Source organism: Persicirhabdus sediminis, assembly GCF_016595495.1.
Lineage (GTDB): Bacteria > Verrucomicrobiota > Verrucomicrobiia > Verrucomicrobiales > Akkermansiaceae > Persicirhabdus > Persicirhabdus sediminis.
Map to the genome: position 1 here is coordinate 252,890 of NZ_JAENIM010000021.1, position 24,676 is coordinate 277,565.

At 50.3% G+C, this 24,676-nt stretch carries 18 protein-coding genes; 9 read left to right on the forward strand and 9 right to left on the reverse strand.

Going from position 1 to position 24,676, the window contains the following annotated elements; translation table 11 throughout:
• Nucleotides 1–367: 367 nt before the first annotated feature.
• Entirely contained in the window at nucleotides 368–1,198 is an 831-nt protein-coding gene (locus JIN82_RS04610; protein ID WP_200310468.1) for a hypothetical protein, read from the reverse strand.
• 204 nt (nucleotides 1,199–1,402) lie between these two features.
• On the opposite strand from JIN82_RS04610, the gene JIN82_RS04615 reads away from it, so the two are divergent.
• From JIN82_RS04615 to mgtE, 4 genes are all read left to right on the forward strand, one after another.
• Nucleotides 1,403–2,944 carry a sulfatase family protein gene (locus JIN82_RS04615; RefSeq protein WP_200310469.1) on the forward strand — a complete coding sequence of 514 codons (1,542 nt, stop codon included), beginning with the start codon at nucleotides 1,403–1,405 and terminating at the stop codon, nucleotides 2,942–2,944.
• An 85-nt stretch (nucleotides 2,945–3,029) separates the two neighbouring features.
• Nucleotides 3,030–3,791, forward strand: coding sequence for a 7-carboxy-7-deazaguanine synthase QueE (locus tag JIN82_RS04620; RefSeq protein WP_200310470.1), 762 nt, complete (start codon nucleotides 3,030–3,032; stop codon nucleotides 3,789–3,791).
• Nucleotides 3,792–3,941: 150 nt separating this feature from the next.
• Nucleotides 3,942–4,535: an HAD family hydrolase gene (locus JIN82_RS04625; RefSeq protein WP_200310471.1), complete on the forward strand. Its 594-nt coding sequence runs from the start codon at nucleotides 3,942–3,944 to the stop codon at nucleotides 4,533–4,535.
• A 95-nt stretch (nucleotides 4,536–4,630) separates the two neighbouring features.
• Complete coding sequence (gene mgtE, locus JIN82_RS04630) at nucleotides 4,631–6,034, forward strand: magnesium transporter (protein WP_200310472.1); 1,404 nt, start codon at nucleotides 4,631–4,633, stop codon at nucleotides 6,032–6,034.
• Nucleotides 6,035–7,233: 1,199 nt separating this feature from the next.
• On the opposite strand, the gene JIN82_RS04635 is transcribed toward mgtE, so the two are convergent.
• The 3 genes from JIN82_RS04635 to JIN82_RS04645 all read right to left on the reverse strand — a co-directional run bounded on the left by JIN82_RS04635 (nucleotide 7,234) and on the right by JIN82_RS04645 (nucleotide 9,857).
• Nucleotides 7,234–8,040, reverse strand: a complete 807-nt coding sequence (locus JIN82_RS04635) for an ATP-binding cassette domain-containing protein (protein WP_200310490.1) — start codon at nucleotides 8,038–8,040, stop codon at nucleotides 7,234–7,236.
• 111 nt (nucleotides 8,041–8,151) lie between these two features.
• Complete coding sequence (locus JIN82_RS04640; protein ID WP_200310473.1) at nucleotides 8,152–9,309, reverse strand: glycoside hydrolase family 57 protein; 1,158 nt, start codon at nucleotides 9,307–9,309, stop codon at nucleotides 8,152–8,154.
• Between the two features lie 239 nt (nucleotides 9,310–9,548).
• Nucleotides 9,549–9,857 (reverse strand): hypothetical protein, encoded by a 309-nt coding sequence (locus JIN82_RS04645; RefSeq protein ID WP_200310474.1) that lies wholly within the window; start codon nucleotides 9,855–9,857, stop codon nucleotides 9,549–9,551.
• Nucleotides 9,858–9,989: 132 nt separating this feature from the next.
• Here JIN82_RS04645 and JIN82_RS04650 point away from each other — a divergent pair, with 132 nt between their 5' ends.
• Nucleotides 9,990–10,844 (forward strand): amidohydrolase family protein, encoded by an 855-nt coding sequence (locus tag JIN82_RS04650; protein ID WP_200310475.1) that lies wholly within the window; start codon nucleotides 9,990–9,992, stop codon nucleotides 10,842–10,844.
• A 129-nt stretch (nucleotides 10,845–10,973) separates the two neighbouring features.
• Nucleotides 10,974–12,602, forward strand: coding sequence for a beta-N-acetylhexosaminidase (locus JIN82_RS04655; protein ID WP_200310476.1), 1,629 nt, complete (start codon nucleotides 10,974–10,976; stop codon nucleotides 12,600–12,602).
• A 14-nt stretch (nucleotides 12,603–12,616) separates the two neighbouring features.
• On the opposite strand, the gene JIN82_RS04660 is transcribed toward JIN82_RS04655, so the two are convergent.
• The gene (locus JIN82_RS04660) at nucleotides 12,617–13,438 is read right to left on the reverse strand and encodes a 2-keto-4-pentenoate hydratase (protein WP_200310477.1); all 822 of its coding nucleotides are present in this window, start codon (nucleotides 13,436–13,438) and stop codon (nucleotides 12,617–12,619) included.
• Between the two features lie 742 nt (nucleotides 13,439–14,180).
• Here JIN82_RS04660 and JIN82_RS04665 point away from each other — a divergent pair.
• Complete coding sequence (locus JIN82_RS04665; protein WP_200310478.1) at nucleotides 14,181–18,377, forward strand: glycoside hydrolase family 2 TIM barrel-domain containing protein; 4,197 nt, start codon at nucleotides 14,181–14,183, stop codon at nucleotides 18,375–18,377.
• A 168-nt stretch (nucleotides 18,378–18,545) separates the two neighbouring features.
• On the opposite strand, the gene JIN82_RS04670 is transcribed toward JIN82_RS04665, so the two are convergent.
• The 4 genes from JIN82_RS04670 to trpE form a co-directional block, all read right to left on the reverse strand.
• The gene (locus JIN82_RS04670) at nucleotides 18,546–19,928 is read right to left on the reverse strand and encodes a sulfatase family protein (RefSeq protein WP_200310479.1); all 1,383 of its coding nucleotides are present in this window, start codon (nucleotides 19,926–19,928) and stop codon (nucleotides 18,546–18,548) included.
• 105 nt (nucleotides 19,929–20,033) lie between these two features.
• Nucleotides 20,034–21,293 carry a hypothetical protein gene (locus tag JIN82_RS04675; RefSeq protein WP_200310480.1) on the reverse strand — a complete coding sequence of 420 codons (1,260 nt, stop codon included), beginning with the start codon at nucleotides 21,291–21,293 and terminating at the stop codon, nucleotides 20,034–20,036.
• Between the two features lie 45 nt (nucleotides 21,294–21,338).
• Nucleotides 21,339–21,902, reverse strand: coding sequence for an anthranilate synthase component II (locus JIN82_RS04680; protein ID WP_200310481.1), 564 nt, complete (start codon nucleotides 21,900–21,902; stop codon nucleotides 21,339–21,341).
• Between the two features lie 8 nt (nucleotides 21,903–21,910).
• Nucleotides 21,911–23,410 carry an anthranilate synthase component I gene (trpE, locus tag JIN82_RS04685; protein WP_200310482.1) on the reverse strand — a complete coding sequence of 500 codons (1,500 nt, stop codon included), beginning with the start codon at nucleotides 23,408–23,410 and terminating at the stop codon, nucleotides 21,911–21,913.
• 144 nt (nucleotides 23,411–23,554) lie between these two features.
• Here trpE and JIN82_RS04690 point away from each other — a divergent pair, with 144 nt between their 5' ends.
• Nucleotides 23,555–24,304, forward strand: a complete 750-nt coding sequence (locus tag JIN82_RS04690) for an inositol monophosphatase family protein (protein WP_200310483.1) — start codon at nucleotides 23,555–23,557, stop codon at nucleotides 24,302–24,304.
• Between the two features lie 93 nt (nucleotides 24,305–24,397).
• Nucleotides 24,398–24,676 (forward strand): hypothetical protein (locus JIN82_RS17120; protein ID WP_234041768.1); only part of this gene is annotated, 279 nt, incomplete at its 3' end.

The window sequence follows — 24,676 nt, forward strand, 5'->3', positions numbered from 1 at the left end:
AAAAAAAAAAAAAAAATGCACGGCATTTTTTAACCAGCAAACCCACGGACCCATATAAAATCAATGATCGCCACAGAATTTGGCCAAATCATTCTGGGTTTTTCCGCTGGGCTCCCAGCTAGCTGGCGAGCCCACCTTCAGGGTGCAGCCCGCTCCTTAGGCCGAAGGCCATACCTTCAGGGCGCAGCCCGAACCTTAGGCCAGAGGCCATACCTTCAGGGCGCAGCCCAAACCTTAGGCCGGAGGCCGTACCTTCAACCTTAGGCCGGAGGCCGTACCTTCAACCTTAGGCCGGAGGCCGTACCTTCAGGGCGCAGCCCGAACCTTAGGCCGCAGGCCGTACATGCAGGGCGCAGCCCGCACCTATTTACTCTTGGCTGGCAGCGAGGCGCTTGCGGTGACGGCGCATGAGCACAATCACAAAGGCAGCAAAGGCGAGAAATAGGACACAGATGATACCAACCACTTTGACAATCACGCCCATCACACCGTTTTCGCTATTATCCACAGCCAGCTGGCGTGGAGCGTCTGGCTGGTAGCTGAGCACCAGTTTATCGTCGGCGATTTTCACCTCGGTGACATTGTCAAATACTGGCTGCAGCTGTGGGTTTTCATTCCACCCGTAGAGCAATGTTTGCGCGATCATCTCGCGGAACTGGTTCGTCACCTCAGTCTCGGTATCAGATGCAATTTTATCCACACGAGGAAATGGTCCACCGTCCATCAGCTCGGGCACGATGAACAAAGTGCCATTGAGGTAGCGCAGGTTTCCCTCTTCACCACGCAGGCTCTGGCCGAGCATTTCGCTGAAGCTGTCGGCACTTTTCATCGGGTAAGAAACTCGCGCTTGAATAAATCCATCGGCAATTTTTTCGACCTGCAGCATGCCGCGGTTGCCCTCGAGCAACGGGTAGCTGGCAATGGCTATGTTCATCTGCGCGGCTGAAATTTCCAGCTGGCTGGCTTGCTTGGCTTCGATCTTGGATTTGAAATCATTCAGCTGGCTGGTCAATGCAGTCAGCTCAGCCTGCTTACCATCAAGTGATTCTACCACTAGCTCAACTGGCTCGGGCTGGGTAAATGAGGTGATGGCAAATTGCACCCGACCAAACATCCATGCGCTGAAGCCGATGACGCCGATGAATACACAGGCGACGACAATCAAAATCCAGCACCCTGCCATTGGCGAAAACTTCATATCTTGCTGCTCCTGAGCCATAGCGCCTTTTACTCCACCGTCGGCATCTGTCCAGCGTTTTACTCAAACTCTCGTGTGTGAAAATTACACACATTTTTGTCCTGATTTCAGCCGCAATAACTTTACAATCAGTCAAATGAAACGATTATAAATGTCCGACAGATCAGTGAAAGACCGAATTTCAACTCAACGTACACCGATTTAATGCTCAAGAAACTATTCCTAGCCACTGCGATTGCGGCTCCGCTCGCCACGCTGCATGCCGAAGAATCGCGGCCCAACATCATCTTTATTTTCTCTGACGACCACGCCTATCAGGCCATCAGCGCCTATGGATCTGTGATTAATCAGACACCCAACATCGACCGCATCGCCGAGGAAGGGACTATATTTGAAAAATGCTACGTCACCAACTCGATTTGCGGCCCATCACGTGCCGTCATTCAGACCGGCAAACACAGCCACCTCAATGGCTACTACCGCAACGGTCTGGTCTTTGACATCGACCAGCAAACATTTCCAAAAATCCTTCAGGAGTCAGGCTATGAAACCGCCATCATCGGCAAATGGCACTTACAATGTGAAGTCAAGGGGTTCGACCACTCAGAAGTACTCATTGACCAGGGGCCTTATTACAACCCACCAATGATCAGAAATGGTGAGCGAGTCGTCCATCAAGGTTATACCACCGACGTCATTACCGACCTCACTATGGAGTGGCTGAAAAACGAGCGCGATGCCGACAAACCATTCATGTTGATGATGCAGCACAAGGCGCCGCACCGCAACTGGCAGCCACCGCTCAAATACATCAACCGCTACGACGACGTCACCATCCCCGAGCCAGAAACGCTTTTTGACGACTACTCGACCCGTGGCTCCGCGGCCCGCGAGCAGAGAATGAGCATCGCGGAAACGATGAATGACATCGATCTCAAGCTGACCTACCGCAACAACCTGACACCTGAGCAGAAAGAAGTTTGGGAAAAAGGCTACGATGAGAAAAACCGTCAGTTCCGCGAGGCAAATCTCACCGGCAAAGATCTCGTCCGCTGGAAATACCAGCGCTACATCAAAGATTACATCCGCTGCATTGACTCCATCGACGACTCCGTTGGCGTGGTGCTCGACTACCTCGAGGAAACTGGCTTGGATAAAAATACCATCGTCATCTACAGCTCAGACCAAGGGTTCTACCTCGGCGAACACGGCTGGTTTGACAAGCGCTTCATGTACGAGCAATCCATCCGTACGCCATTCATCGTCAAGTGGCCCGGCGTGACCGAAGGAACCACCAATGACAAACACATCATCTCCAACCTCGACGTGGCCCAAACCTTCCTCGACATCGCTGGCGCCGAGCAGCCAGATGATATGCAAGGAGCTAGCATTGTGCCTGTTCTCAAAGGTGAAGATCCTGAAGATTGGCGCAAGAGCTTCTACTACCACTACTACGAATACCCAGGTGTGCACGCGGTGAAGCGCCACTACGGTGTCACCACTGGCCGCTACAAGCTGATCAACTTCTACGAGATCAACGAGATCGAATTCTACGACCTAGAAAAAGATCCACACGAAATCAACAACCTCGCTGATAATCCAGAATACGCTGGCAAAATCGCCGAGATGAAAAAGGAACTGGCGCGCCTGCAAGACCACTACGGCGTCATCCCTGACGAAGAAGTTGAGGCCAACAATCCGCTGCCTGTGAGAAAACGCAGACCACAGCCGCAGCAGAAAAAATAATCGGCTTTATTAAAGTGATTCCCTCAGCTGGAAGTCGGCGCACATAGAGCTTGCACCTCTCCAGCTGGGGTTTAAAAATCCCCGCATGCCGACACTGAAACTCGCCAAACTCAACGACGGAGCGGAAATTTTCCACACGCTGCAAGGCGAGGGTGTCAATACCGGCGCACCTGCCATTTTTGTCCGTTCATCGCTGTGCAACTTACACTGCCGATGGTGTGATACCGACTATACTTGGAACTGGCTAGGCACCCCGTGGCCACACGATAAAGACGGCGAACCCGGCTACAGCAAGTTCGACAAAGCCGAGTACATTCTAGAACTTCCAGCCACCGAAGTGGCTGAAGCGGTACGCCAATTTCCCTGCACCCACGTCATCATGACGGGCGGCGAACCATTGCTCCAGCAAGCTGGCTGGCTGGCCATGATCGAGGCGCTCAAAGCCACCGACGCCAGCTACACCTTTGAAGTAGAAACCAATGGCACCCAAGTACCTAGCGCCGAGCTAGACGCCCACATCAACCAGTACAATGTGTCGCCAAAGCTAGCCAACTCCGGCAATGCCGAGTCGCTGCGGGTTTCTGAAAAATCCATGCGCTGGTTTGCTAGCTCAGCCAAGAGCTGGTTCAAATTTGTCATCGCTGAGGACTCTGACCTCGAGGAAATCCTACAGCTGATCGAGCGATTCTCTATTCCTAAAGAAAAAATCCTGCTCATGCCAGAAGGGCGCACACCAGCCGAGCAGCAAGCACGCCGCCTATGGGTGGCCAATCTCTGCATCGCGCAAGGGTTCAGGTTCTGCGATCGCCTACACGTCCAGCTGTGGGGCGACAAACGCGGCGTCTAGCCAGCTGAGCTCACTCGTTCAGCTAGAAAATCGTAAAACCAACAGCTAGCGCGTCGTTTATGCGGAGTTTATTAGAGTCAGCAGCCAGCTAAAGCCTTTCCTTTTCCAGCCAGCTGGCTATCACTGGGGCGGAACCAACACCTAACGCGTATGGATTTTCTCTTCGACATTGGCAACGTGCTCATTGAGGTCGACTTTGGCCCATCTCTCAAGTCACTCATTCCAGATGAGTGCAAAAATAAAGACCTCATCGTCGACCAGCTCTTAGAGAAAAAAGACGAACTCGAAAGCGGCCAAATCTCCAACGAAGAATTTACCCGCTGGGCGCTAGCAAAACTGCAGAGCCCAGCCAGCCACGATGATTTCCAGCTAGCGTGGAACCACATCTTCACCCCCATCAGCAAGATGTGGAACGTCGTTGAATCCCTCCACGCCGACGGCCACCGGCTCATTCTATTTTCCAATACCAACGGACTGCACAAAGAATTCTTTGAGGGCGAATACGCCATCTTCCAGTTTTTCCACGGTGCCGTTTATTCCCACGAGATTGGCTGCATGAAACCTCACCAGCCATTTTACACCCACGCCATCGACCATTTCCAGCTGACCCCAGAGCACACCATCTACATCGACGATTTGCCGGAAAACATCGCCACCGGCAACCAGCTAGGATTCCGTAGCTACCAATACAACTACAATGACCACGACAGCTTCGCCAGCTGGCTCAAACAGCAACTGAGCTAGTATTGCGCAAAACCCTGCAATCATTGTAAAATACTTCCCCTTCCCGCTGACCTCACCTTTTTTCTCCCCCAGCAAATTTTATCCACCTCCCTGCCATGTCTGACGAAAACAAAGCCCTCGAGATCAAAGCCCTCCAGCTCGCGCTGGAAGCCAGAGACGCCGACGCCCTCAGTGAAGTCGCAGAAAAGCTGCACCCAGCTGACATCGCCTTACTCTATGAGGACCTCAACGAGGAAGAACGAGAATTTCTCAGCTCCAGCTTAGGAACGAAGACATTCTCGGACGTCATCCCCGAGCTGCCAGATACCCTCATTGAGGAAACCCTCGAGCGCTTCACCACCGCCGAGCAGTCAGACATTCTCGACCGCACATCAGATGATGACCGCGCCGACATGCTGCAGGACGTGAGTGATGAAGCCCGCCAGCGCTACCTCTCACTGCTAGAGCCAGACGACGAAGAAGTCACCCGCTCACTCATGCGCTACGGCGAGGAGACCGCCGGTGGCCGCATGACCACCCAGATCGGTCGCGTTCACATCGACATGAACGTCAAACAAGCCATCGAAGAGCTGCGCAGTATCCAAGAAGATACCAAGACACTCTCGCGCATTTTTGTGGTCAACGACCAAGGCACCCTGATGGGAAAAGTGCGCCTGCGTGACCTCGCCTTCAACAAATGGGACACCATGATCACCGACATCATGGAAGAGGAAGCCCACACTGTTCTCGCCACCGCTGACCAGGAAGAAGCCTCACAGATGATGAGCAAATACGACATGCTCTTGCTGCCCGTCGTCAACGAGCAGAACCATCTGCTCGGCGTGATCACCTTCGATGACGCGATGGAAATTCTCGAAGAAGAATCCACTGAGGATATCGAAAAAATGTCCGGTATCTCCGGTGAGCAATCCGAGGAAAGCTACCTCAATACCGCCACCATGCTGCAGTTCAAACGCCGCAGCCCATGGCTCATCTCGCTCGCCATGCTCGCCCTCGTCTCCGGCTACGTGCTTACCAACTTTGAAGCACTCCTTCAGGCCCTGCCCATCCTCTTCCTCTTCCAGCCGATGGTTGTAGCCGCCGGCGGAAATACCGGTGGCCAAGCCGCCACTATGGTCGTGCGCGCCATCTCATTAGGTGAAATTGGCAAAAACTCCAAACGCGCCGTGCTCGCCAAAGAAACCATGCTTGGCCTCTTACTGGGCCTCGCCCTCGGTCTCACCATGTACGCGTTCTGCATCATCATTCTGCCAATGCTGCCAATGTTTGGCCCATCAGAATTCAATGGTATCGGCTACCACGAACTCGGTTTCGCTGTCGCCATCGCCATCATCGTCCAGCTGACCACCGCCACCACAGCCGGCGCCCTCCTGCCCATCGCCGCCAGAGCCATCAAGCTCGACCCCGCCATCGTCGCCTCTCCCTGCATCGCCGCCCTGGTAGATATCTCCGGCATGCTCATCTATTTCTCCACCGCCAAAGCCCTTCTCGGACTTTAGAAGAGTGAGTAGTGAATAGATAATGGTGAATTCCAGCTAGATGGATGGTAAGCGGCTGAACTCCGGCCCGATTGAATGGTCAATCCCAGCTGGATGAATGGTAAATCCCAGCTAGATAGATGGTGAATTCCAGCTAGATGGATGGTAAATCCCAGCTGGCAGGATGTTGAATTCCAGCTGGCTGAGACCTCACACCATTTCCATTCTACCTTCGGTAGACCCTTTCATTGAGGCCCTCTCCCGTGGGTGGCTCTCGCTGGGCTCGCTGACCCACGGCTAAAATCTGCTAGCCCTCCGGGCTAAACCTCCGACCGTAATCTACGGTAATCATAAATTCCAGCTAGATGGTCGGTGAGCTGCTGAACTCCGGCCCGATTGAATGGTCAATCCCAGCTGGATGAACGGTATGTTCCAGCTGGATGAACGGTATGTTCCAGCTAGATGATCTGGTATATTCCAGCTGGATTATCTGGTATATTCCAGCTAGATGAATGGTGAATTCCAGCTGGCTGAGATCTCACACCATTTCCATTCTACCTTCGGTAGACCCTTTCATTGAGGCTCTCTCCCGTGGGTGGCACTCGCTGGGCTCGCTGACCCACGGCTAAAATCTGCTAGCCCTCCGGGCTAAACCGCCGACGGTATTTTACGGTAATAATAAATTCCAGCTAGATGGTCGGTGGCTGTTAAATTTCAGTCAGCTCATCGAATTCGATATGAGCAACAATAGGCTCCAACCAGATGAACTGGAGCCTCCAGCTGGATGAAATTGCCCAAGAGGAAATCATGCACCGCCAGCTCAGCAGGCCGAAGATATGTCTAAATGCCAGCTCAGCAGGCCGAAGGTATGTCTAAATGCCAGCTCATCATGCCGAAGGCATGTCTAAATGCCAGCCCAGCGCGATGACGAAGTCATCCCGCTGGGATGTCCGCACCTTGCCATCGTGAGCCGAAGGTTCACCTAATAAGATCCACCCCAGCCGGATGAATAGTGAGAGGTAAATAGATATAACGGTAAATCCCAGCCAGATGATCTGGTCTATTCCAGCTAGATGAATGGTAAATCCCAGCTGGCTAACATTCTCCCATCACACCGAATCTTCACCGCGCTGAAGGCGCAAAAGAACAAAGCCTAGGGCTTCAGCCCTGGGTCAGCCGACCTAAACAATTGCGCCTGCTGAAAGTAGGCCAGAAAGCAGCTACACAGAATCCGCACAGCTCAGCCGAGGAATCGCGCTGAGAAGCTTTTGGGTATAAGGCTGTTGGGGCGAGTTGAAGATCGCTTCGGCTTCCCCGTATTCAACGATTTTCCCTTTATTCATCACCGCGATATTATCCGCTAGATAGCGCACCACAGAGAGGTCGTGGGTGATAAAAATCATCGTCAACCCAAGCTCGTCGCGCAGCTTCAGCAACAAGTTAAGAATCTGCGATTGGATAGAAACATCCAGGGCCGACACCGGTTCATCGGCAATCACTAACTTCGGCTCAGGCGCGAGCGCTCGAGCAATAGCAATGCGCTGACGTTGACCGCCGGAAAATTCATGTGGGTATTTTTTCATAAAGCGCGGGTCGAGACCGCAGCGCTTCATCAGCTCAGTGATGCGTGTTTCTAGCTGAGCACCTCGGCAGCTAGGATGGCGCTGACGAATCGCCTCTGCTAGAGTAGAATAAACCGTCATGCGCGGGTTGAGCGATGCATAGGGATCTTGAAAGATCATCTGGAAATCTAGCCGGCGTCGGCGCACTTCAGACTTCGCCAGCTGGCATAAATCCTCACCTTCTAGCAACACCTCTCCAGAACTAGCTGGCACCAGCTGCATCACCGTGCGCGATAGGCTAGATTTGCCGCAGCCAGATTCTCCCACCAGCCCAAGGATTTCTCCTTTTTCGATGCTGAGGTTCACGCCGTCCACCGCTTTCACCCAATCACCACTGGCACGCCCAAGCACACCGGTTCGGACGGGGAAATACGTTTTCAGATCAATCAGCTGGAGAAATGCCATGCCTATCCCTAACCAAGGGGCTGCCAGCTGGCAAGCAATGATGGCCAACAACACGCTAACGGCATGTCGATAGATCGATCACTATTTCTAAATCTACTCAGCTAGCTAGTCTTAAACATGAACTCTCGCCAGCCGCTTTTCCATATCGTGCACCACGTTCATGAAGTAGCTGTGCGCTTGCTGCGGTGATTCATACGGGCTGAAATAATCATGCAGCTGGCCATCCGCGCCACCTTTTGTGCTCATATAGAATAGATGGTCCGAGCTGGTTAGATAGGCCCAGTCACAGGCGAGTGCAAAATCACCACTCGCCAACACCGCTGCTTTCAGCTGGAAAACTTTCTCCGCCGCCTCACGCTGCATTTCATTGCCTAACCACGCTGATAGATCGTGTTCGGAATCACCCAAACTGGTCATTTCAGGACAATGATATTCGCGGCGCGGTGGACGATGGTTAGAGATCACCTGCGTAGGCGTTTTGAAGCGGAAATCTTGCCGTCTCCCCTGAGTGATGAACTCACTCCAGAAGTCAAAAATTCCTGAACCCACCCATTGGCGCTCACCGATAGATTCGTAGTCGATGAACAAATTTGCTAGATCGCCAGACGATTGGCAGAACCATGATAGATACTTGTGCGCGCTCAGCGGGTATTCGCTCCAGCCGCGATCTGAGTAGCGGTAGGCTACGTCGTCCGACAGCGATCGATTGCGCAGCAGTAATGAAAAATCTTTATTTCCCGGTGGATGATAGAGGAAGTTTGGACTCTGGCCAGCGAGCGCTCGGTTAGCCCCTTCAGCCAGCATGCCAATGTAGCCGAGCTGGGCCATTTCTGCGCCGATGTCATCATTGTAAATCAGCTCAGAGTTGCGCGCTACCTTGGTAGTCACCCCAAATACCTGCTGCACTTTTTCTCCATGCAGCTGCAGCTGGCGCAGGTATTCATCGCGGTCAAATAGCGACGCTAATGAATGGTAATAGGTTTCAGCCAAAATATCACAGCAACCGGTGTCTACCAGCCGGCGGAATGAATCGAGCACATCTGGTCGCCAACGTTCCAGCTGATCAATCAGCGAGCCGCTGATAGATAGCCCAAAACGGAATGATTGATCGTGCTCGTCGATCAGCCGCATAAACATCTCATTCACCGGCAAATAGCTTTTATCCGCCACCCGATTGAGGATTTCTAAATTTTGCACATCATCGAAGTAGTGACGCGATTGGCCAATTTCTGAAAAATCATAATGCCTAAGTCGTCTAGGTTGATGCACTTGAAAACTGATACAAACATCGATCATAGCATTGGGCATTTGAGCGTAAAAACGCTCAAAGGCAAGCAACTTTAAAACAACAGTTTTGAAAATATTGCTCGCGCTTACATTTCGACTGATTCGATTGAGTCTAAAATATTAACCCAACTTAAGAAAGCTGCAAACAGACGAAAGCGTCGAGCCCCACACCCGACGCTTCCTTATCCCCGTTAATGCGAACAGCTCACGGAAAAAATGACTTAATGATGATCTTTATTTTGCTGCCGCCATGGATGCAGGATTTCATGTTTGCCGTGCCAATCTGGAATCGAATAAGCAGCGTAGGCGACGGCGGCCACATAAATGGTAGGAACCAAAACGATAGCTACGCCGAAGGTGGCGATGGAAAGCAAAGCGGTGACAAAAACCATCAGCACATTGCCTACGGTTAAGAAACCGATTCCCTCGACATAGTGGTGTTTGTAGAGGTGACCGAGGCCTGGAATTACAGACATCAGCGCCGCAATTTTATTGCGGTCTTTGTCACGTAAATGGACTTCCTTGAGCATGGCTTCATTCTTGGTTACTGCTCAATATAAGCACAGATTCACTCATGCTCAACTGACTGCGCAAAATGAATCACAGATTTTTCTGCCAGCTGGCTTATTCGGTTGATATGTGAAAGTAATTTTGCCAAAAACATGAACATGATTCCTATTCTCGACACCCACCAGCATTTGATTTACCCAAGCGAACTCAACTACCCGTGGTGTCAAGATGAACCCGCCCTCAAAGACCGCTCATTCACCCTAGAGAAATACCAATCTTTAACGGCTGAATTTGGCGTCACACGCAGCCTATTTATGGAAGCTACCGGTGCGGCAGAACAAATCGCCGAAGAAGCTGGATTTTTTACCCAGCTGGCGGAAAAAGATGACAATATCCTCACCGGCGTGATCGCCTCGTGCCGACCTGAATACGACGACTTTGACGCCCAGCTAGAGCGCATTGTCAGCCAGAAAGTTGTTGGCATGCGCAGAATCCTGCACGTCGAGCCAGACGAACTATCACAGTCGGCAAACTTCAGAAAAAATATCGCCAGCCTAGCAGACCATCAGCTCAGCTTCGATATCTGCATGCTCCAGCGCCAGCACGATCTCGCCTACGAGCTGGTAAAAAGCTGCCCAGACACCACCTTCATCCTCGATCACTGCGGCAACCCAGTTTTGCAAAATGATGCCTTTGCCAGCTGGAAATCAGGCATGCAAAAGCTCGCCACCTTGCCTAACTTGAACCTGAAAATTTCCGGCATCGTCGTCAATACAGTCGGTGATCAAGTGCCCGATCTCGAACTCCTGCGCCCATGGTTAGAGTCCTGCGTTGATGTCTTTGGCTTCGACCGCCTCGTCTTTGGTAGCGACTGGCCAGTGTGCAATATCACCACCACCCTGCCAGCGTGGTTAGGCATCGCGCGCAGCTTCTTTGGCCAGTTCAGCGAGCATGAACAAACCGCCCTGTGGCATAAAAATGCCGAACGCATCTATCTACAAAGATAAACGCAGCTGGCCTTGCGCCAAAAATATGGGCTCCATCATCCTATTTAGATGAGCACAATACTCCGCATGGTGTAATATAGTTTGCTCGCCGTGCGTAACAATAACAGAACCAACCAATCAATACACTTCATGCACCGCTTGCTCTCGCTCATCCTAACTATCGCCCTAACCATGCTCACATCCAGCACAGCCTCTGAGATCTCTATCATACCCAGACCTCAGAAATTAGCCACGCCAGCCGCTGGAAAACCATTTGTATTGCAGGCTACATGCACAATTTCAGCCAGCAGCGATAGCGCTAACAAGGTAGCTAAGCAGCTCGCTAACTACCTTCAGCCAGCTACTGGTTTCCAGCTAGAAATCGTGCCCGCTGATGGTGACATCCAGCTCATATTAGATAGCGAAAGCCAGCTAGCTGACGAGGCATACATATTTGCAGCCAATGAACAGGGCATCGTCATTACCGCCAAAACTAACGCCGGCCTATTCTACGGCGTGCAAACCTTGCGCCAGCTTCTACCTACTGAGATTTTTTCAGCTAACAGCATGCCTAATATCATCTGGGAAATTCCAGCAGTAACCATTGAAGATTCTCCGCGCTTCTCATGGCGCGGGCTTCACCTCGATGTCAGCCGACATTTTTCAGATGCCGAGTACGTCAAACAATTCCTCGACTACATGGCGCTGCACAAACTTAACAAATTCCACTGGCACCTAACTGACGACCAAGGATGGCGCATTGAAATCAAACAATACCCCAAGCTCACCGAGATAAGCTCGCAGCGCAAAGAAACCTTAATCGGCCACCAGCGCAGCAAACCTCACAAATTCGACGGCAAACCCTACGGCGGCTATTATACTCAGGAAGAAATCAAACAGGTCATCGCTCATGCCGCGGATCTCCACATCACTGTCATTCCGGAAATTGAAATGCCAGGTCACGCCGTAGCCGCCCTAACTGGCTACCCAGAATTTGGCTGCACAGGCGGCCCCTACGAAGTCTGGACCCGCTGGGGAATTTCCTCAGATGTCTTCTGCGCGGGCAACGACGACACCTTGCAGTTTGTTAAAAACATCCTCGATGAAGTCTGCGCGCTCTTCCCCTCTACCTACATCCACATCGGTGGCGACGAATGTAAAAAAGATAAGTGGAAACAATGCCCAAAATGCCAAGATCGCATTCAGACTAAGGGCCTCAAAGATGAACACGAACTGCAGAGCTGGTTTATCAATGACATCGAAAAACACCTCCTCCAAGCTAACAAGAAGCTCGTTGGCTGGGAAGAAATCCGCGAAGGAAAGCTGAGTAAATCAGCTACTGTGATGACATGGCGCGGCGTCGGTCAACATGGATTAGATGCAGCCAAAGACGGTCACGATGTGATTGTGGCGCCGCAGAAATTTACCTACTTCGACCACTATCAGGCGAAAAATGACGAACAAACAGCGAGAAAAGAACCACTCGCAATTGGCGGACATCTAACTCTAGATCGCGTTTACAGCTTTGATCCTATTTTCCCAGAACTCGCTGGCACGGATAAAGAGAAACACATTCTCGGTGGCCAAGCTCAGCTGTGGCGTGAGTACATCCCAACAAACGAGCACCTCGAATACATGGCCTATCCACGGGCGTGTGCTCTAGCTGAGGCGCTCTGGCTGCAGGCGGATAAAAAAGACTACGAGCAGTTCTCAGCTAGATTACTGCCACACCTTGAGCGACTCGACCAGTTAGACATCAACTACCGCAAGCTAGACTAGCTCGCAAAGTCTAGCTACTCGCCAGCTGGTAATTTATCAGCTGGCTTTACCGTGACTTCTAACGCACCCAACGGGCCCGCCTCAGCAAGGTAGTGGCCAGCTATCTGTGTGTGCACGGGAATCGCCACCGCGCCACAAAAAACCAGCTGGCCTTTTTTTAATGGTTTGCCGAGATCTACCAGTTTGTTAGCCAGCCACTGCAGCGAATGCCAAGGACCACCCAAAGTATTTTTCCCCATCCCCTCGTAGACTAACTGCTCATCCCGGCGCAGGCTAATGTTGAGATTTTCTAAATCAAAGAGACTTGGATCTTGTCCAGCCCCGACTATATAATACTTAGATCCCGCCGCCGCGGCGACCACATCTGCCGGTGTTGGATTGAAGCTGAAGTTGTTATTTGGCAGATCCATCCCAAGACTCACCAGCGCTACCTTGTCGCGCAATTGGTCTAGCGAATCTACTTTTTCATCTATATCCTCAGCCAGTGTGAATACTAGCTCAGCCTCTAGCATCATCTTATTGTAGTCAGATTCATCTAGCGTGACGCCGCTCTCTATCAGCTGTGATTTGAAAAAGGCTCCCGCTATAGGTTCATCTATCCCCCACTGCGCCTGCACCTCTTTATTAGAATAGGCCACCTTCCAGCCAGCTAGCGGCCCCATACTTGGTTCAAGTTGTTTGATCAGAGCCAGCTGGATCTTCCAGCCAGTGTCGACATTTGCCAAACCCTGCGTCTGACTCAGCGGCGTCATCGCCAGCTTGTTTTGATAATAGGTCTCGCGGATATAGTGAACCGCCTGGCTGATAGCCTCAGCTTGTTGCTCACCCTCTAGCATCAGCGGAGCTGCCTTTATTGGGCCACAAAGTAACACAAAACCCGCTATTATATTAACCGCTCGTAATTTTATTTTCTCCAATCGCTTCACTAGCACACTTTGATAGACCACCCGCCAAATTAAGCAAACACTTCAACTAGCAATTCTGCTAGCCAGCTAAAAATCAGGTTTATTTGAATAACTCACAAGTTATTCACAATCACTTTCTATACACCCGTTTTCGCAACTCAAGTTGTTAACTAAGCCGTAAATAATTGGTATGATAATTATTTACGTGAAATGTGAATAACTTGTTTATAGAATGAGAACCCATTTTGAACAAGTCATGCAAATCATTTCACATCAATGGATTAAGTGACTAATCATGGGTGTGAATTATAAGCACACCATTCTGAATAACTCGTAAAAGTTAACTATTTCAAGCCGCTCCCACTGGGCATCACCAACAATTTCCGCATTTCATCTTTCGCCAAACTAACAGAGAATCACAATCTCTTCGCGCCTCTTAACAAGTTATTCACAATAGATAAACAGCTCAACAGATCCGCGCAGAGAAACGCGACGAGCCAGACACACAGCCGCCAGCCGTATGTAATTTCTGCTCACATGCAAATATGGTGCCTACATTATAGAACTAGGACATAGCCAATTTCATTTTTATATGTACAATATTTTTTAACAGGAAAACGATGAATTTAACCTCATCGATAACAACACACTACAAATTAAGCACCTATAACACATGAGAAACACACTGCTCTCCCCCCTGGCGCTCCCACTATCAATCCTCTGCGGATCATCACTCTACGCAGCTGATGAGCAACTACCATTTACTGAGCTAGAGGCTATTGAAATTAACTCAGGCTGGGGCGAAGTCACCCCCAACAAAAGTATTTCGGGGAACAAGCTAACGATAGATGGTAAAAGCTATGATACCGGCATTGGCGTTCACTCGCCTAGCGACATCATCTATCCGGTGCCTAAAGGCGCCGAGCGCTTCACCGTCACCGCAGGCTTAGATGACGCCATTGCGCCGAAAGGTTCTGTTGAGCTCAGCATCTGGGGTGGTAGAGATAGCTCCTACCTCGACGAATACGCAAACTCGCCCAAGCTCATCAAAACGAAAAGAAGCCATCACTTCGACATCAAGCTACCAGAAGATGCTAGAGTGATTGTTCTTAGAACTGGCGATGGCGGCGACGGCAATGGTAAAGACCATGTCAACTGGGTCAACGCCACATTTCACAGCAGTACAGCCATGACCGCGCGCAGCGGTGACGGCGGATCTGACGTCGAGGATATTACTAACACATCTGCTCCTAAGAGCCTCAGTGAGGCGGAAGTTTGGAATAATCCAGAGATAGTTGAAATCAACCGCCTAGCACCTCGTGCGCATTTCACTGCCTTCCCTGACATAAAGTCAGCTAAATCAACCAACACCAGCCCGTGGAATAAAAGCCTCAACGGCGATTGGGACTTCCACTGGAGTGTCAATCCAGCTAGCCGTCCGCTAGATTTTTATAAGACTGACTATTCAACATCTAGCTGGGACAAAATCAAAGTTCCATCGAATTGGCAGATGCAAGGCTATGGCGTACCCATCTATAACAACAGCCTCTATCCGTTCAATCCAACACCGCCATTCATTGACCAAACATTCAACCCCGTCGGCAGCTACAAACGCACATTCACTGTGCCAGCTGATTGGGATAAAAAGCGTGTACTCATCCACTTCGCTGGCGTCGATTCCTCAGTCAAACTGTGGATCAATGGCCAAGAAGTTGGCTATGCTGAAGGCAGCAGAACACCATCAGAATTTGATATCACCAAATTCCTCAAAAGCGGCGAAAACCAGCTGGCCGTTGAAGTCGTTCGCTTCAGTTCAGCAGCGTGGTTAGAAGATCAGGATTTCTATCGCCTCTCTGGCATATTCCGTGATGTTTCGCTCATTTGCCACAACCCTGAGCAAAATATCCGCGACTTCAAACTAGTTACCGAGCTAGACAATCAATACCAAAACGCCCAGCTCAATCTAGAAATCGAACTCGAAAATGCCACCGCCGGTAGCGTGGAAATCCAGCTGGAAGACAGCAATGGAAAATCTATCCTCAGCCACAGCCAGAAAATTACTGGCAAGCAATTAGAGATTTCCCAGCCAGTAATCCAGCCAAAGCTATGGAGCGCTGAATTACCTAACTTATACAATCTCTACATCACCCACAAAGACAGCTCAGGCAAAGTCATCGAGGTAATCCCATGGAGATTTGGCTTCCGCTCAGTGGAAATCAAAGACGACCGACTACGCGTCAACGGCCAGCCAATCGTCATCGCTGGTGTCAACCGCCACGAGCATTCAGCCATCGGTGGTCACTACATCACCCGCGAGGAGATGATCAAAGACATCGTCACCATGAAGCAGCTAAACTTCAACGCGGTAAGAACGGCTCATTATCCTAACGATCCAGTGTTCTACGCCCTGTGTGACGAGTACGGACTGTACGTGGCAGATGAAGCTAACGTCGAAGCTCACGGCTTCCAAAAAATTGCGACTGACCCGATGTTTGCAGCCAGCCACCAACACCGCATGCAGCGCATGGTCATTCGCGACAAAAACTTCACCTCAGTGATCTCATGGTCATTAGGCAATGAATCCGGCAGCGGCGGCAACCACAATGATAACTACACCTGGACCAAACAAAACGACTATCGTCCTGTAGCCTATCAGCGTCATGGATCTAATGATTTCACTGACTACTCCACCCCATTTTACAAAGACCCAGAGAACCTAGCAGCCTACGCGCGCAAGAAGGGAAATACCAAACCACTCATCCAGTGTGAATACGCCCACGCCATGGGTAACAGCACCGGTAACATGCGCGAATACTGGGATATCCACTGGGAAGAAAATGTCTGCCAAGGCGGATACGCATGGGACTGGATGGACCAAGGGCTTCAGCTAGATACCCCCGAGCGCAGCTGGATCCAGCTAGACAAATACCCTAACGGACTCCACCTCATGGAAGGCGCACAAGCTAATAAGAGCGGCCTCCGTGGCATCCTCTACCTGAACCGCGATACCGAAGCGAGCCTATCAGATAGCTGGTCAGTAGACATGCAACTCACCAGCCCACCCAAAACATCTGATAGTGCGGCCTATTTCCCACTGTTCTCCAGAGACAGTGGCTCAGGCGCGCTGTTCATCGAAGACAATCAGCTCGTCTATCAAGTATTCAGCGGCGTCCTTACCAAAGTCACCGCCACTCTACCAGATGCATTCTTTGATGGTAAAAAACATCAACTGCAGTTTGTGAAAAATAGCAGTGAGCTTAGCTTCTACCTTGATGGCAAACTTTTCAAAAAAGAAGCCGTGTCAGCAAAATCCAGCCAGCGCTCAAAAGGTATGTTTGCTTTTGGCCCAGGTGTAGGAACCGGCCTCGTTCCAGCTAGAATCGCCGATTCAGCTCCAACTATGGCATCTATCAAAGTGGTGCAAGGTGCCGTCGATCCAGCAAAACCAACGCAGCCTAACGAAGTCGTCTTTGACTTCGACTTCACCCAGCCATTTAAGGTTGTACACAGCCGTCCAGCTGGCGGTCACTTCTTCGCCTACGGTGGCTATTTTGAAAACCGTCGCGGTCGCCGCAATGACGACAATTTCTGCATGAATGGTGTGGTAGACAGCATTTGCCAACCACACCCAGGCGGCAATACATTCAAGTACGTGCAACAGCCATTTGCTACCACTCTCAGTGATGCCAAATCATGGCAGTTCACTATCCGTAACCGCAACTTCTTTGCCCCATTAGATGACAGCGTGCAAGCTGCGTGGACACTTACCGAGAATGGTAAAGTCATCGACCAAGGGCAGCTAGAAAACCTCCAGCTCGCACCTCAGCAGGAAACGTCTATCACCCTACCAGTTAAATCATTCAAGCAACTGGCTGGAGCTGAATACCGCGTGCAGTTCCGCTACTCGCTAACTAAGGAAACTAGCTGGTCTCCAGCTGGCCACCTCATAGCTTGGGACGACTTCCAGGTTGCCTATCAAGAAGTGGCGCCGCAGTTTACTGAAGGCCAGCTCAAGCTCAATAAAAACGCTGACATCACTACTGTTAGCGGTAGCGACTTTGAACTGAAATTTGACCACAAACTCGGCACACTCGTTAGCTTCAGCAAATCAGGCAAAGACCTGCTAGCCGGCCCAATGTTGCCAGATTTCTGGCGTGCCCTTACCGATAACGACAAAGGCGCCAAAGGGAAAAATACCCGCATCAAAGATACCAAGTGGAAAACCGCTAACCAACTGAATGACGTTAAAGTCGAGGTGAAACAAAACTCACCATCACACGTCACTATCAGCAGCTCAGCCAAGCTCTCCACAGTCGCAGCTAACTACTCGCTCAACTTCGACGTCTACGGCGACGGCCAAGTTGTAGTGAACGCTAAAATGCAGCCAACAGCCAAAGATGAAAGCCTCATGCTGCGCTTCGGCCTACAAACTCCTGTAGCCAAAAACCTCAGCCAAATCGACTGGTACGGACACGGTCCATTAGAGACCTATCAGGACCGCAACTACGAAATCATTGGTAACTATTCCCGCTCAGTTGACGAGATGTTTGTCGACTACTCAGAGCCTCAGGAATACGGTAACATCCACGGCGTGCGCCGCGCATTGCTTCACGATGGATCCGGTCACGGCATCGAGGTCATCGCCTCAGCTGCAAAGCCAGTTGAGTTCTCTGCTAGACGTTATCCTCATGCTGAAATTTCCCGCTGGAAATACGGCTATCAGCTGCCTCCATCAGACGAGGTTTACATGAACATCGACTACAAACAAATGGGTGTCGGCGGTAACAATTCATGGGGCAAAATCGCACTCGAGCCATACCACCTACCAGTGCAAGAATACGCCTACCAGTTCATTCTAAAAGCGAAGTAATCTTCACTATGTCTTCTAAGTGCTTGTGTCATCGTCTCTATGATTTCTTGATATCAATTAGGAGACCTGTTGGCTAGAATTTCGGGGAAGTTCATCAGGATATAATAAAATGGCCTATCACTCACTGTGAGTGATAGGCCATTTTTTATAAATCAATAAGCTAGAAAACTAGCGCTTTTTACGGTTGTGAGGAGCTCCCCAGCACTGACTGTCAGGCAGCACGCTATCCCAGCTATCAAACTTGGTCTGCAGCATCTGAACCTTTTCAGGCATCTTCTGCGACAGGTCTTTGCTCTCTGTTGGATCCTCTGCAATGTTGAAGAGTTCGAGGATTGGAGCGTGGTGACCAGCACGTCCGTTATTAAATGTTAGTTTCCAATCACCTTCACGAATGGCGTAGTTATCATCACGGCGCCAGTAGAAAGTCTGACGAGGTGCCTCATTTTTCTCACCTGTGATATATGGCATAATGTTCATGCCATCGAACTCGGTGCCATGATCATCAGTACCTGTGATCTCGAGAATTGTTGGCACGAGATCTAATGAACTAACAGGGTGATCATATTGCTGACCACCTTTCAGTTGCTTAGGCCAACTCATCAAAAACGGCACGCGCAATCCACCTTCATAAACAGAGCCTTTGAAGCCTTTAAGATCAGCATTCGTAGCCATACTATCGCGAGGTGCCCCATTATCACTGAGGAAAACCACTAGCGTATTATCATAAATTTTTTGCTCTTTCAGTGAGTCTAGCAGGCGCTGGATACCATTATCCATAGAAACTACCATGCCCGCGTAAACTTGCTTTTTCGAGTCTTCGATATGCTCGACCTGATGCTTCACATTCTCAGGCATCTGCCATGGCGCATGCGGTGCATTGTAGCTCATAAAGAGGAAAAATGGTTCCTCTTTGTTAGCATTGCGCTCGATAAACTTCACCCCTTCATCGGTGAACATGTCGGTATAATATCCGTCGTGAGGAACGATCTCATCGTTCTTCCAAGTTGGCCAGAACTGAGGTGGTCCAGTAAACTCCATGTTGGATTTAATAAAGCTGTGAGCTCCATTTAAAAAGCCAAACCAATAATCATATCCACGGCTATTTGGGCGCAAAGCTTCATTCATACCAAGATGCCACTTGCCGATGTATCCAGTATGATAGCCAGCTGGCTGAAGGTACTCAGAAATCATCTTCACATCTAATGGAATGCCTGCCATTGGGAACTTTGGATTCTCTGGCCAGCCAGCTTCGTTAGGGTTTTCCCCCATGCCAAATTTCTGTTGATAGATTCCAGTCACCAAACCACTGCGAGATGGTCCGCAAACTGAAGCTGAAACGTATCCTTGATCAAAATAGACACCTTCAGCAGCGATGCTATCGAGTGCAGGTGTCTCGAATAGATCGTTAGCTCCGCGGAATGATGGGTCATAACAGCCCATGTCATCACATAGGATGAATAAAATATTTGGCCTTTCTTCAGCGTGTACAGCAGCAGCCACCCCTAACGCTAAACTAGCGCCCAATAACGATTTAATCTTTTTCTTCAACATGTCTAATCCTAAATTACCTACCAGCAAGTGTAATACACATAATACGCTTGGCGAGAATTGAATCAGGACAAACCACCAACAATAAACAAAGAACACACGTTAGTACTACCACGCACAGGGCACGAGGATGCCATCTTTCATGCCGTGGATTTTCTTTTTATCCGCAGGCACAATCGTCGCTAAACAGCCACCCAGCTGGGTTTTACCATCTTCCCCAACAAAATAGTACGGACAAAGGCGAGCCCGCCCAGTCATGATTTTTTCTTCCCCTGTGCTTGGATCAAAATAGGGATGATCAATCACTCGACCGTTATGGAATTCCTGCATCATCCACGGGCTAGTGGAAAATTGTTCCGCTGCGTTAGATACCACATCTGCCCATTCATGCCCAGGCATGTCGTGGCCAATAAATACTCCTCTCGAGCCCCAAGCTAGCTCGTCGAAGCCTGAGATTTTCAACACTAACCGGCGATCTTTCTGGCTGAACTGCGAGACTTCCTGCCAACTCTGTACGTGCAATTTGGGCAAGGCAGCTTGTGGTGGCAATGGCGCTGGATCAACCACCCAGCCGTGCGGAACTAACTCACGCATGCGCTGCAAATTACTACCGCGCATTTCACTGCTCCACATACCGCGCATACCCGGCGACCATAACAAGGCCAGCCAAAGTTTCTCTTCTAAATGAGGTTTACACGGTGATGTTAGGTCAATTTTCTTAGCTAGCTCTTTAGCCGCTGGAATATTTTGCCAGTCAAACCATTCAAAAAATCGATACGCAGCGCCCTCATCCGCGGCATCATTTTCCGCAGCAGCCAGTGGCCATCGATCGCCTAACTGATCACTCAGCCACTGCATCTCAGGCTGATAGTCAACCGACTCTTCACTAATAAGAATCCGCCCGCCATCAGGCATTAGGCTACGAAAACCTTCCAGCATTCCGTCTTTGCCACCAAGCACGTCAAAGCCGTGTTGCACATAGGTTTGGTTCAGCCACTGCAATATTCCCATACCACCAGGCACACTGTCTAACTCCGTCAGAGAAAAACCGTCCTCGGTAAGAATGAGATCTGGACGAATCACCCGCGGTAATACATCACGCAGCTCAGCCGAACGCTGAGCCTCCACTAGCCAACTGGGTTTGCCAGCATCTAGCAGCTCAGAGATCCAGCTAGGAAGTCGCCCTTTAGCGCTTCGTTGATAGATTGACTCGCTGGCTTTTTGAAAAGCCGCCAACGTAGATCCTAACTTCTCAAGACGCTTATTCTCCCCTTTGCTCAACTGCAGAGGTCTTGGTGAAAATAACCATTGGTTTTCAGCTCGCAATTTGGAGTCTGGTAGACTGCCTTGGATGTCAGCTAGGTTCATACTAAATGGGCTCTCATAGTTTCCTATGAGAGCCGCGCTTTAAGATTATATTTCCAAGAAGTTTTTCAACAACTTGATGCCATCCTGAGTGAGGATAGACTCGGGGTGAAACTGCAAGCCATGAATGGGATACTCACGGTGCTGCAGGCCCATGATCACGCCGTCTTCAGTCTTGGCGGTCACTTCCAAACAGCTTGGGAAAGTTTCAGGTTTCACCACTAAGGAGTGGTAGCGGGTCGCCGTGAATGGCTGCGGCATGTCCTTGAATATGCCTTTTCCTTCGTGGATAACAGGTGAAGTTTTTCCATGCATCAGCTGGTCTGCTCGTACCACATCACCGCCAAAAACTTGGCCGATGCTCTGGTGGCCTAAACAGACTCCTAGTGTGGGAATGCTTGGCCCTAACTCGCGAATGACATCACAGCTGATACCAGCCTCGTTAGGTGTGCATGGCCCAGGTGAAACTAGGATCCGGCTAGGAGCTAACTTCTTCACATCGTCCACAGTTAGTGCGTCATTGCGCACGACCTTCATCTCAGCACCTAACTCGCCAAAGTACTGCACGAGATTGTAGGTAAATGAGTCGTAATTATCGATTACTAAAAGCATCTCTCTAGTTAGTCTTTTAGGGTTTTAGCCAGTCCAATAGCACGCAAGATTCCTTTGGCCTTATTGCAGGTCTCTTCGTATTCGTAGGTTGGGTTACTATCAGCAACCACCCCAGCGCCAGCTTGTACGTAAGCTTTGCCGTCTTTGATCAAACATGTCCGCAAGGTGATGCAAGAGTCGTGACCACCGTCCCAGCCGAAATAACCTACGGCGCCAGCATAGCTACAGCGTTTACTTTTCTCTAGCTCGTTGATGATCTGCATAGCGCGGATCTTTGGTGCGCCAGATACTGTGCCAGCCGGGAAAGTAGCGCGCAGCACGTCGTACGCACTGTGGTTTTCATCCAGCTCGCCTCTGACGTTAGAAACAATATGCATGACGTGGCTGTAGCGCTCAACGATCATGAAGTCGTCGACAACAACCGAGCCTGCTTTGGAGATGCGTCCGACGTCATTTCTAGCTAGATCTACTAACATCAAATGCTCAGCGCATTCTTTTTCATCAGCTAACAAATCAGCAGCCAGCGCATCATCTTCTTCTTGAGTTTTCCCTCTCCAGCGAGTTCCAGCGATCGGTCGAATATCGATACGACCTCCGATAGAGCGCACGTGCACCTCTGGCGAACTGCCCACCAGTGAGAAATCATCCAGCTGCACAATGAACATGTACGGTGATGGATTTACATGGCGCAATGCCCGGTAAAGGCTAACGGGTGAGCCGTCGTAATCCGTCTCGAAGCGTTGGCTTGGCACAACTTGGAAGGCGTCACCTGCCACGATGTACTCCTTGGCCTTGAGCACCATCGCTTCGTATTCTTCCTGCGTGGTATTGCTCTTGATCTCCGGCGTATCATATTTTTCCAGTCCATTTAACGGAGTGAAGTGAACTGGCTGATCTAGCAAGGCGATCATCTTGGCAATGCGGTCTTTCGCATCGGCATAGGCAGCCTCTGCATTCTCCGCTTCATCAATGAAGGCATTGGCCACCACTATGAGACGACGCAATAGATGGTCGAAAATTAAAATAGTATCGGCGAGCATGAAGACCGCGTCAGGTTGGCCTAACTCGTCTTTTGGCGGCGCCTGAATACTCGGCTCAAACTGGCGCACGGCGTCGTAAGCTAGATAGCCAACAGCTCCACCATAAAATGGCGGCGCGTGTCCATGAGAGACCGGTTTGTACTGAGACATCCATTTTTCCAACTCAGCAAGCACATCCGTTTCGGCTTCCCAAAACTTGTACTCGCCTCCCGTGCGTACCGATATCTGCTTGCCATCAGCCACAAAGAGCGCACGTGGATTGCTACCCAAAATGGAGTAGCGCCCCGAAGCATTAGTGCTTTCCGCGCTTTCAAATAGAAAGGCTTCACCCTCTTTGCTTATCTTGACAAATGCAGACAATGGCGTTTCGAAATCTGCCGCTAACTGTGCGTACACAGGCACGACGTTCCCTTGTTTTGCTAATTCACAAAACTCGTCTCGCTCAGGTTTGACTGCTACCGTATTCACCGCCGCGAAGCATGCACATCTGCCCCATTATACACAAGTACGAATCCAGCCAGCAGCCCGCTTAGTATCAGTAATCCAGCCAGCCGACATCACCGTAACCATTTTTCCGTGGCAGCAGCTGGCAATTTGGGCTACATCATAGTCATGACATACCTAGAAGTAGCTGAGCAAGCAGCTCGCCAGGCAGGTGCTTTTCTCAAGGAACATTTTGGCAAACCACTCGACGTTGATGAAGCGCTCGCTCACGACATCAAACTCGCTCTTGATAGAGAGAGCCAAGATCTAATCTTCCGCATTCTAACGGACGCATTCCCCGATCACGCGCTATACGGCGAAGAAGGAATCGGCGGCAATACAGGCAGTGAATACCAATGGATCGTTGACCCTATCGATGGCACCGTGAACTTCTTCTACGGCATTCCTCACTACTGCGTATCCATTGCCCTACGCAAAGGCGAAGACATTCTCTGCGGTGTGATCTACGACCCTAGCATTGATGAGATCTGGACTGTAGAAAAAGGTGGTCCAGCACTTCATAACGGCCAGCCATGTTTTGTTAGCGACCGTAAAGACATTGGCGAAGCCGCTCTGTTTATCGGCTGCGGTAAAGACGGTGATGCACTGAAAACAGGTCTTGCTAGATTTGGACGCGCCTCACAGAAAGCTCGCAAAATGCGCATGATGGGCAGCGCAGCTCTCGGCATGGCCTACATCGCCTGCGGTCGTCTTGATGGATACATCGAATCCCGCATCTCACTATGGGACATCGCCGCAGGCATGCTCTTACTCGAAGCAGCTGGTGGTAAAACCCAGCTCGAGCCAAGCCCTCACCACCCAGACAGCTACGCCATCGTCGCTAGCAACGGTAAGATACCTCTCGAGGAAATAATCTAACTTCCAGCAAACGTCCAGCTGGATCATTTCACCTTCCAGCTGGAAAATTTCACATCTCAAAAGCCCACTGACTCAACTCGATCGGTGGGCTTTTTGCTTTTACAACCAGAGCCTAACTTATTAGCATCCTTGGCCAATAATGAGTTTCGACGCAAACGCCGGCAGATGGCCCGAAGCAACCCAGAATCTTACTTAGAAAGTCGCGCCAAAGGAATAGCACCATACAGGTCGATCAACCTGAAAGAGTTTGATCAGCATCGAAAAGATCACGAAAAGACGAAAAGATGCACGGCATTTTTTAGATGCAAGCCACTGATTCTGTGCGATATTGGTGATTATGAAATCTCCAGAACCATTGCAGAATCAACAAAA

What these genes read in the sequence shown, in the direction of transcription:
- JIN82_RS04655 (WP_200310476.1), top strand. Translation starts at nt 10,974, where the DNA reads ATGCACCGCTTGCTCTCGCTCATCCTAACTATCGCCCTAACCATGCTC.
- JIN82_RS04645 (WP_200310474.1), bottom strand. Translation starts at nt 9,857, where the DNA reads ATGCTCAAGGAAGTCCATTTACGTGACAAAGACCGCAATAAAATTGCG.
- JIN82_RS04650 (WP_200310475.1), top strand. Translation starts at nt 9,990, where the DNA reads ATGAACATGATTCCTATTCTCGACACCCACCAGCATTTGATTTACCCA.
- JIN82_RS04635 (WP_200310490.1), bottom strand. Translation starts at nt 8,040, where the DNA reads ATGGCATTTCTCCAGCTGATTGATCTGAAAACGTATTTCCCCGTCCGA.
- JIN82_RS04690 (WP_200310483.1), top strand. Translation starts at nt 23,555, where the DNA reads ATGACATACCTAGAAGTAGCTGAGCAAGCAGCTCGCCAGGCAGGTGCT.
- JIN82_RS04610 (WP_200310468.1), bottom strand. Translation starts at nt 1,198, where the DNA reads ATGAAGTTTTCGCCAATGGCAGGGTGCTGGATTTTGATTGTCGTCGCC.
- JIN82_RS04675 (WP_200310480.1), bottom strand. Translation starts at nt 21,293, where the DNA reads ATGAACCTAGCTGACATCCAAGGCAGTCTACCAGACTCCAAATTGCGA.
- JIN82_RS04625 (WP_200310471.1), top strand. Translation starts at nt 3,942, where the DNA reads ATGGATTTTCTCTTCGACATTGGCAACGTGCTCATTGAGGTCGACTTT.
- JIN82_RS04680 (WP_200310481.1), bottom strand. Translation starts at nt 21,902, where the DNA reads ATGCTTTTAGTAATCGATAATTACGACTCATTTACCTACAATCTCGTG.
- JIN82_RS04620 (WP_200310470.1), top strand. Translation starts at nt 3,030, where the DNA reads ATGCCGACACTGAAACTCGCCAAACTCAACGACGGAGCGGAAATTTTC.
- JIN82_RS04670 (WP_200310479.1), bottom strand. Translation starts at nt 19,928, where the DNA reads ATGTTGAAGAAAAAGATTAAATCGTTATTGGGCGCTAGTTTAGCGTTA.
- mgtE (WP_200310472.1), top strand. Translation starts at nt 4,631, where the DNA reads ATGTCTGACGAAAACAAAGCCCTCGAGATCAAAGCCCTCCAGCTCGCG.
- JIN82_RS04615 (WP_200310469.1), top strand. Translation starts at nt 1,403, where the DNA reads ATGCTCAAGAAACTATTCCTAGCCACTGCGATTGCGGCTCCGCTCGCC.
- JIN82_RS04665 (WP_200310478.1), top strand. Translation starts at nt 14,181, where the DNA reads ATGAGAAACACACTGCTCTCCCCCCTGGCGCTCCCACTATCAATCCTC.
- JIN82_RS04660 (WP_200310477.1), bottom strand. Translation starts at nt 13,438, where the DNA reads ATGCTAGAGGGTGAGCAACAAGCTGAGGCTATCAGCCAGGCGGTTCAC.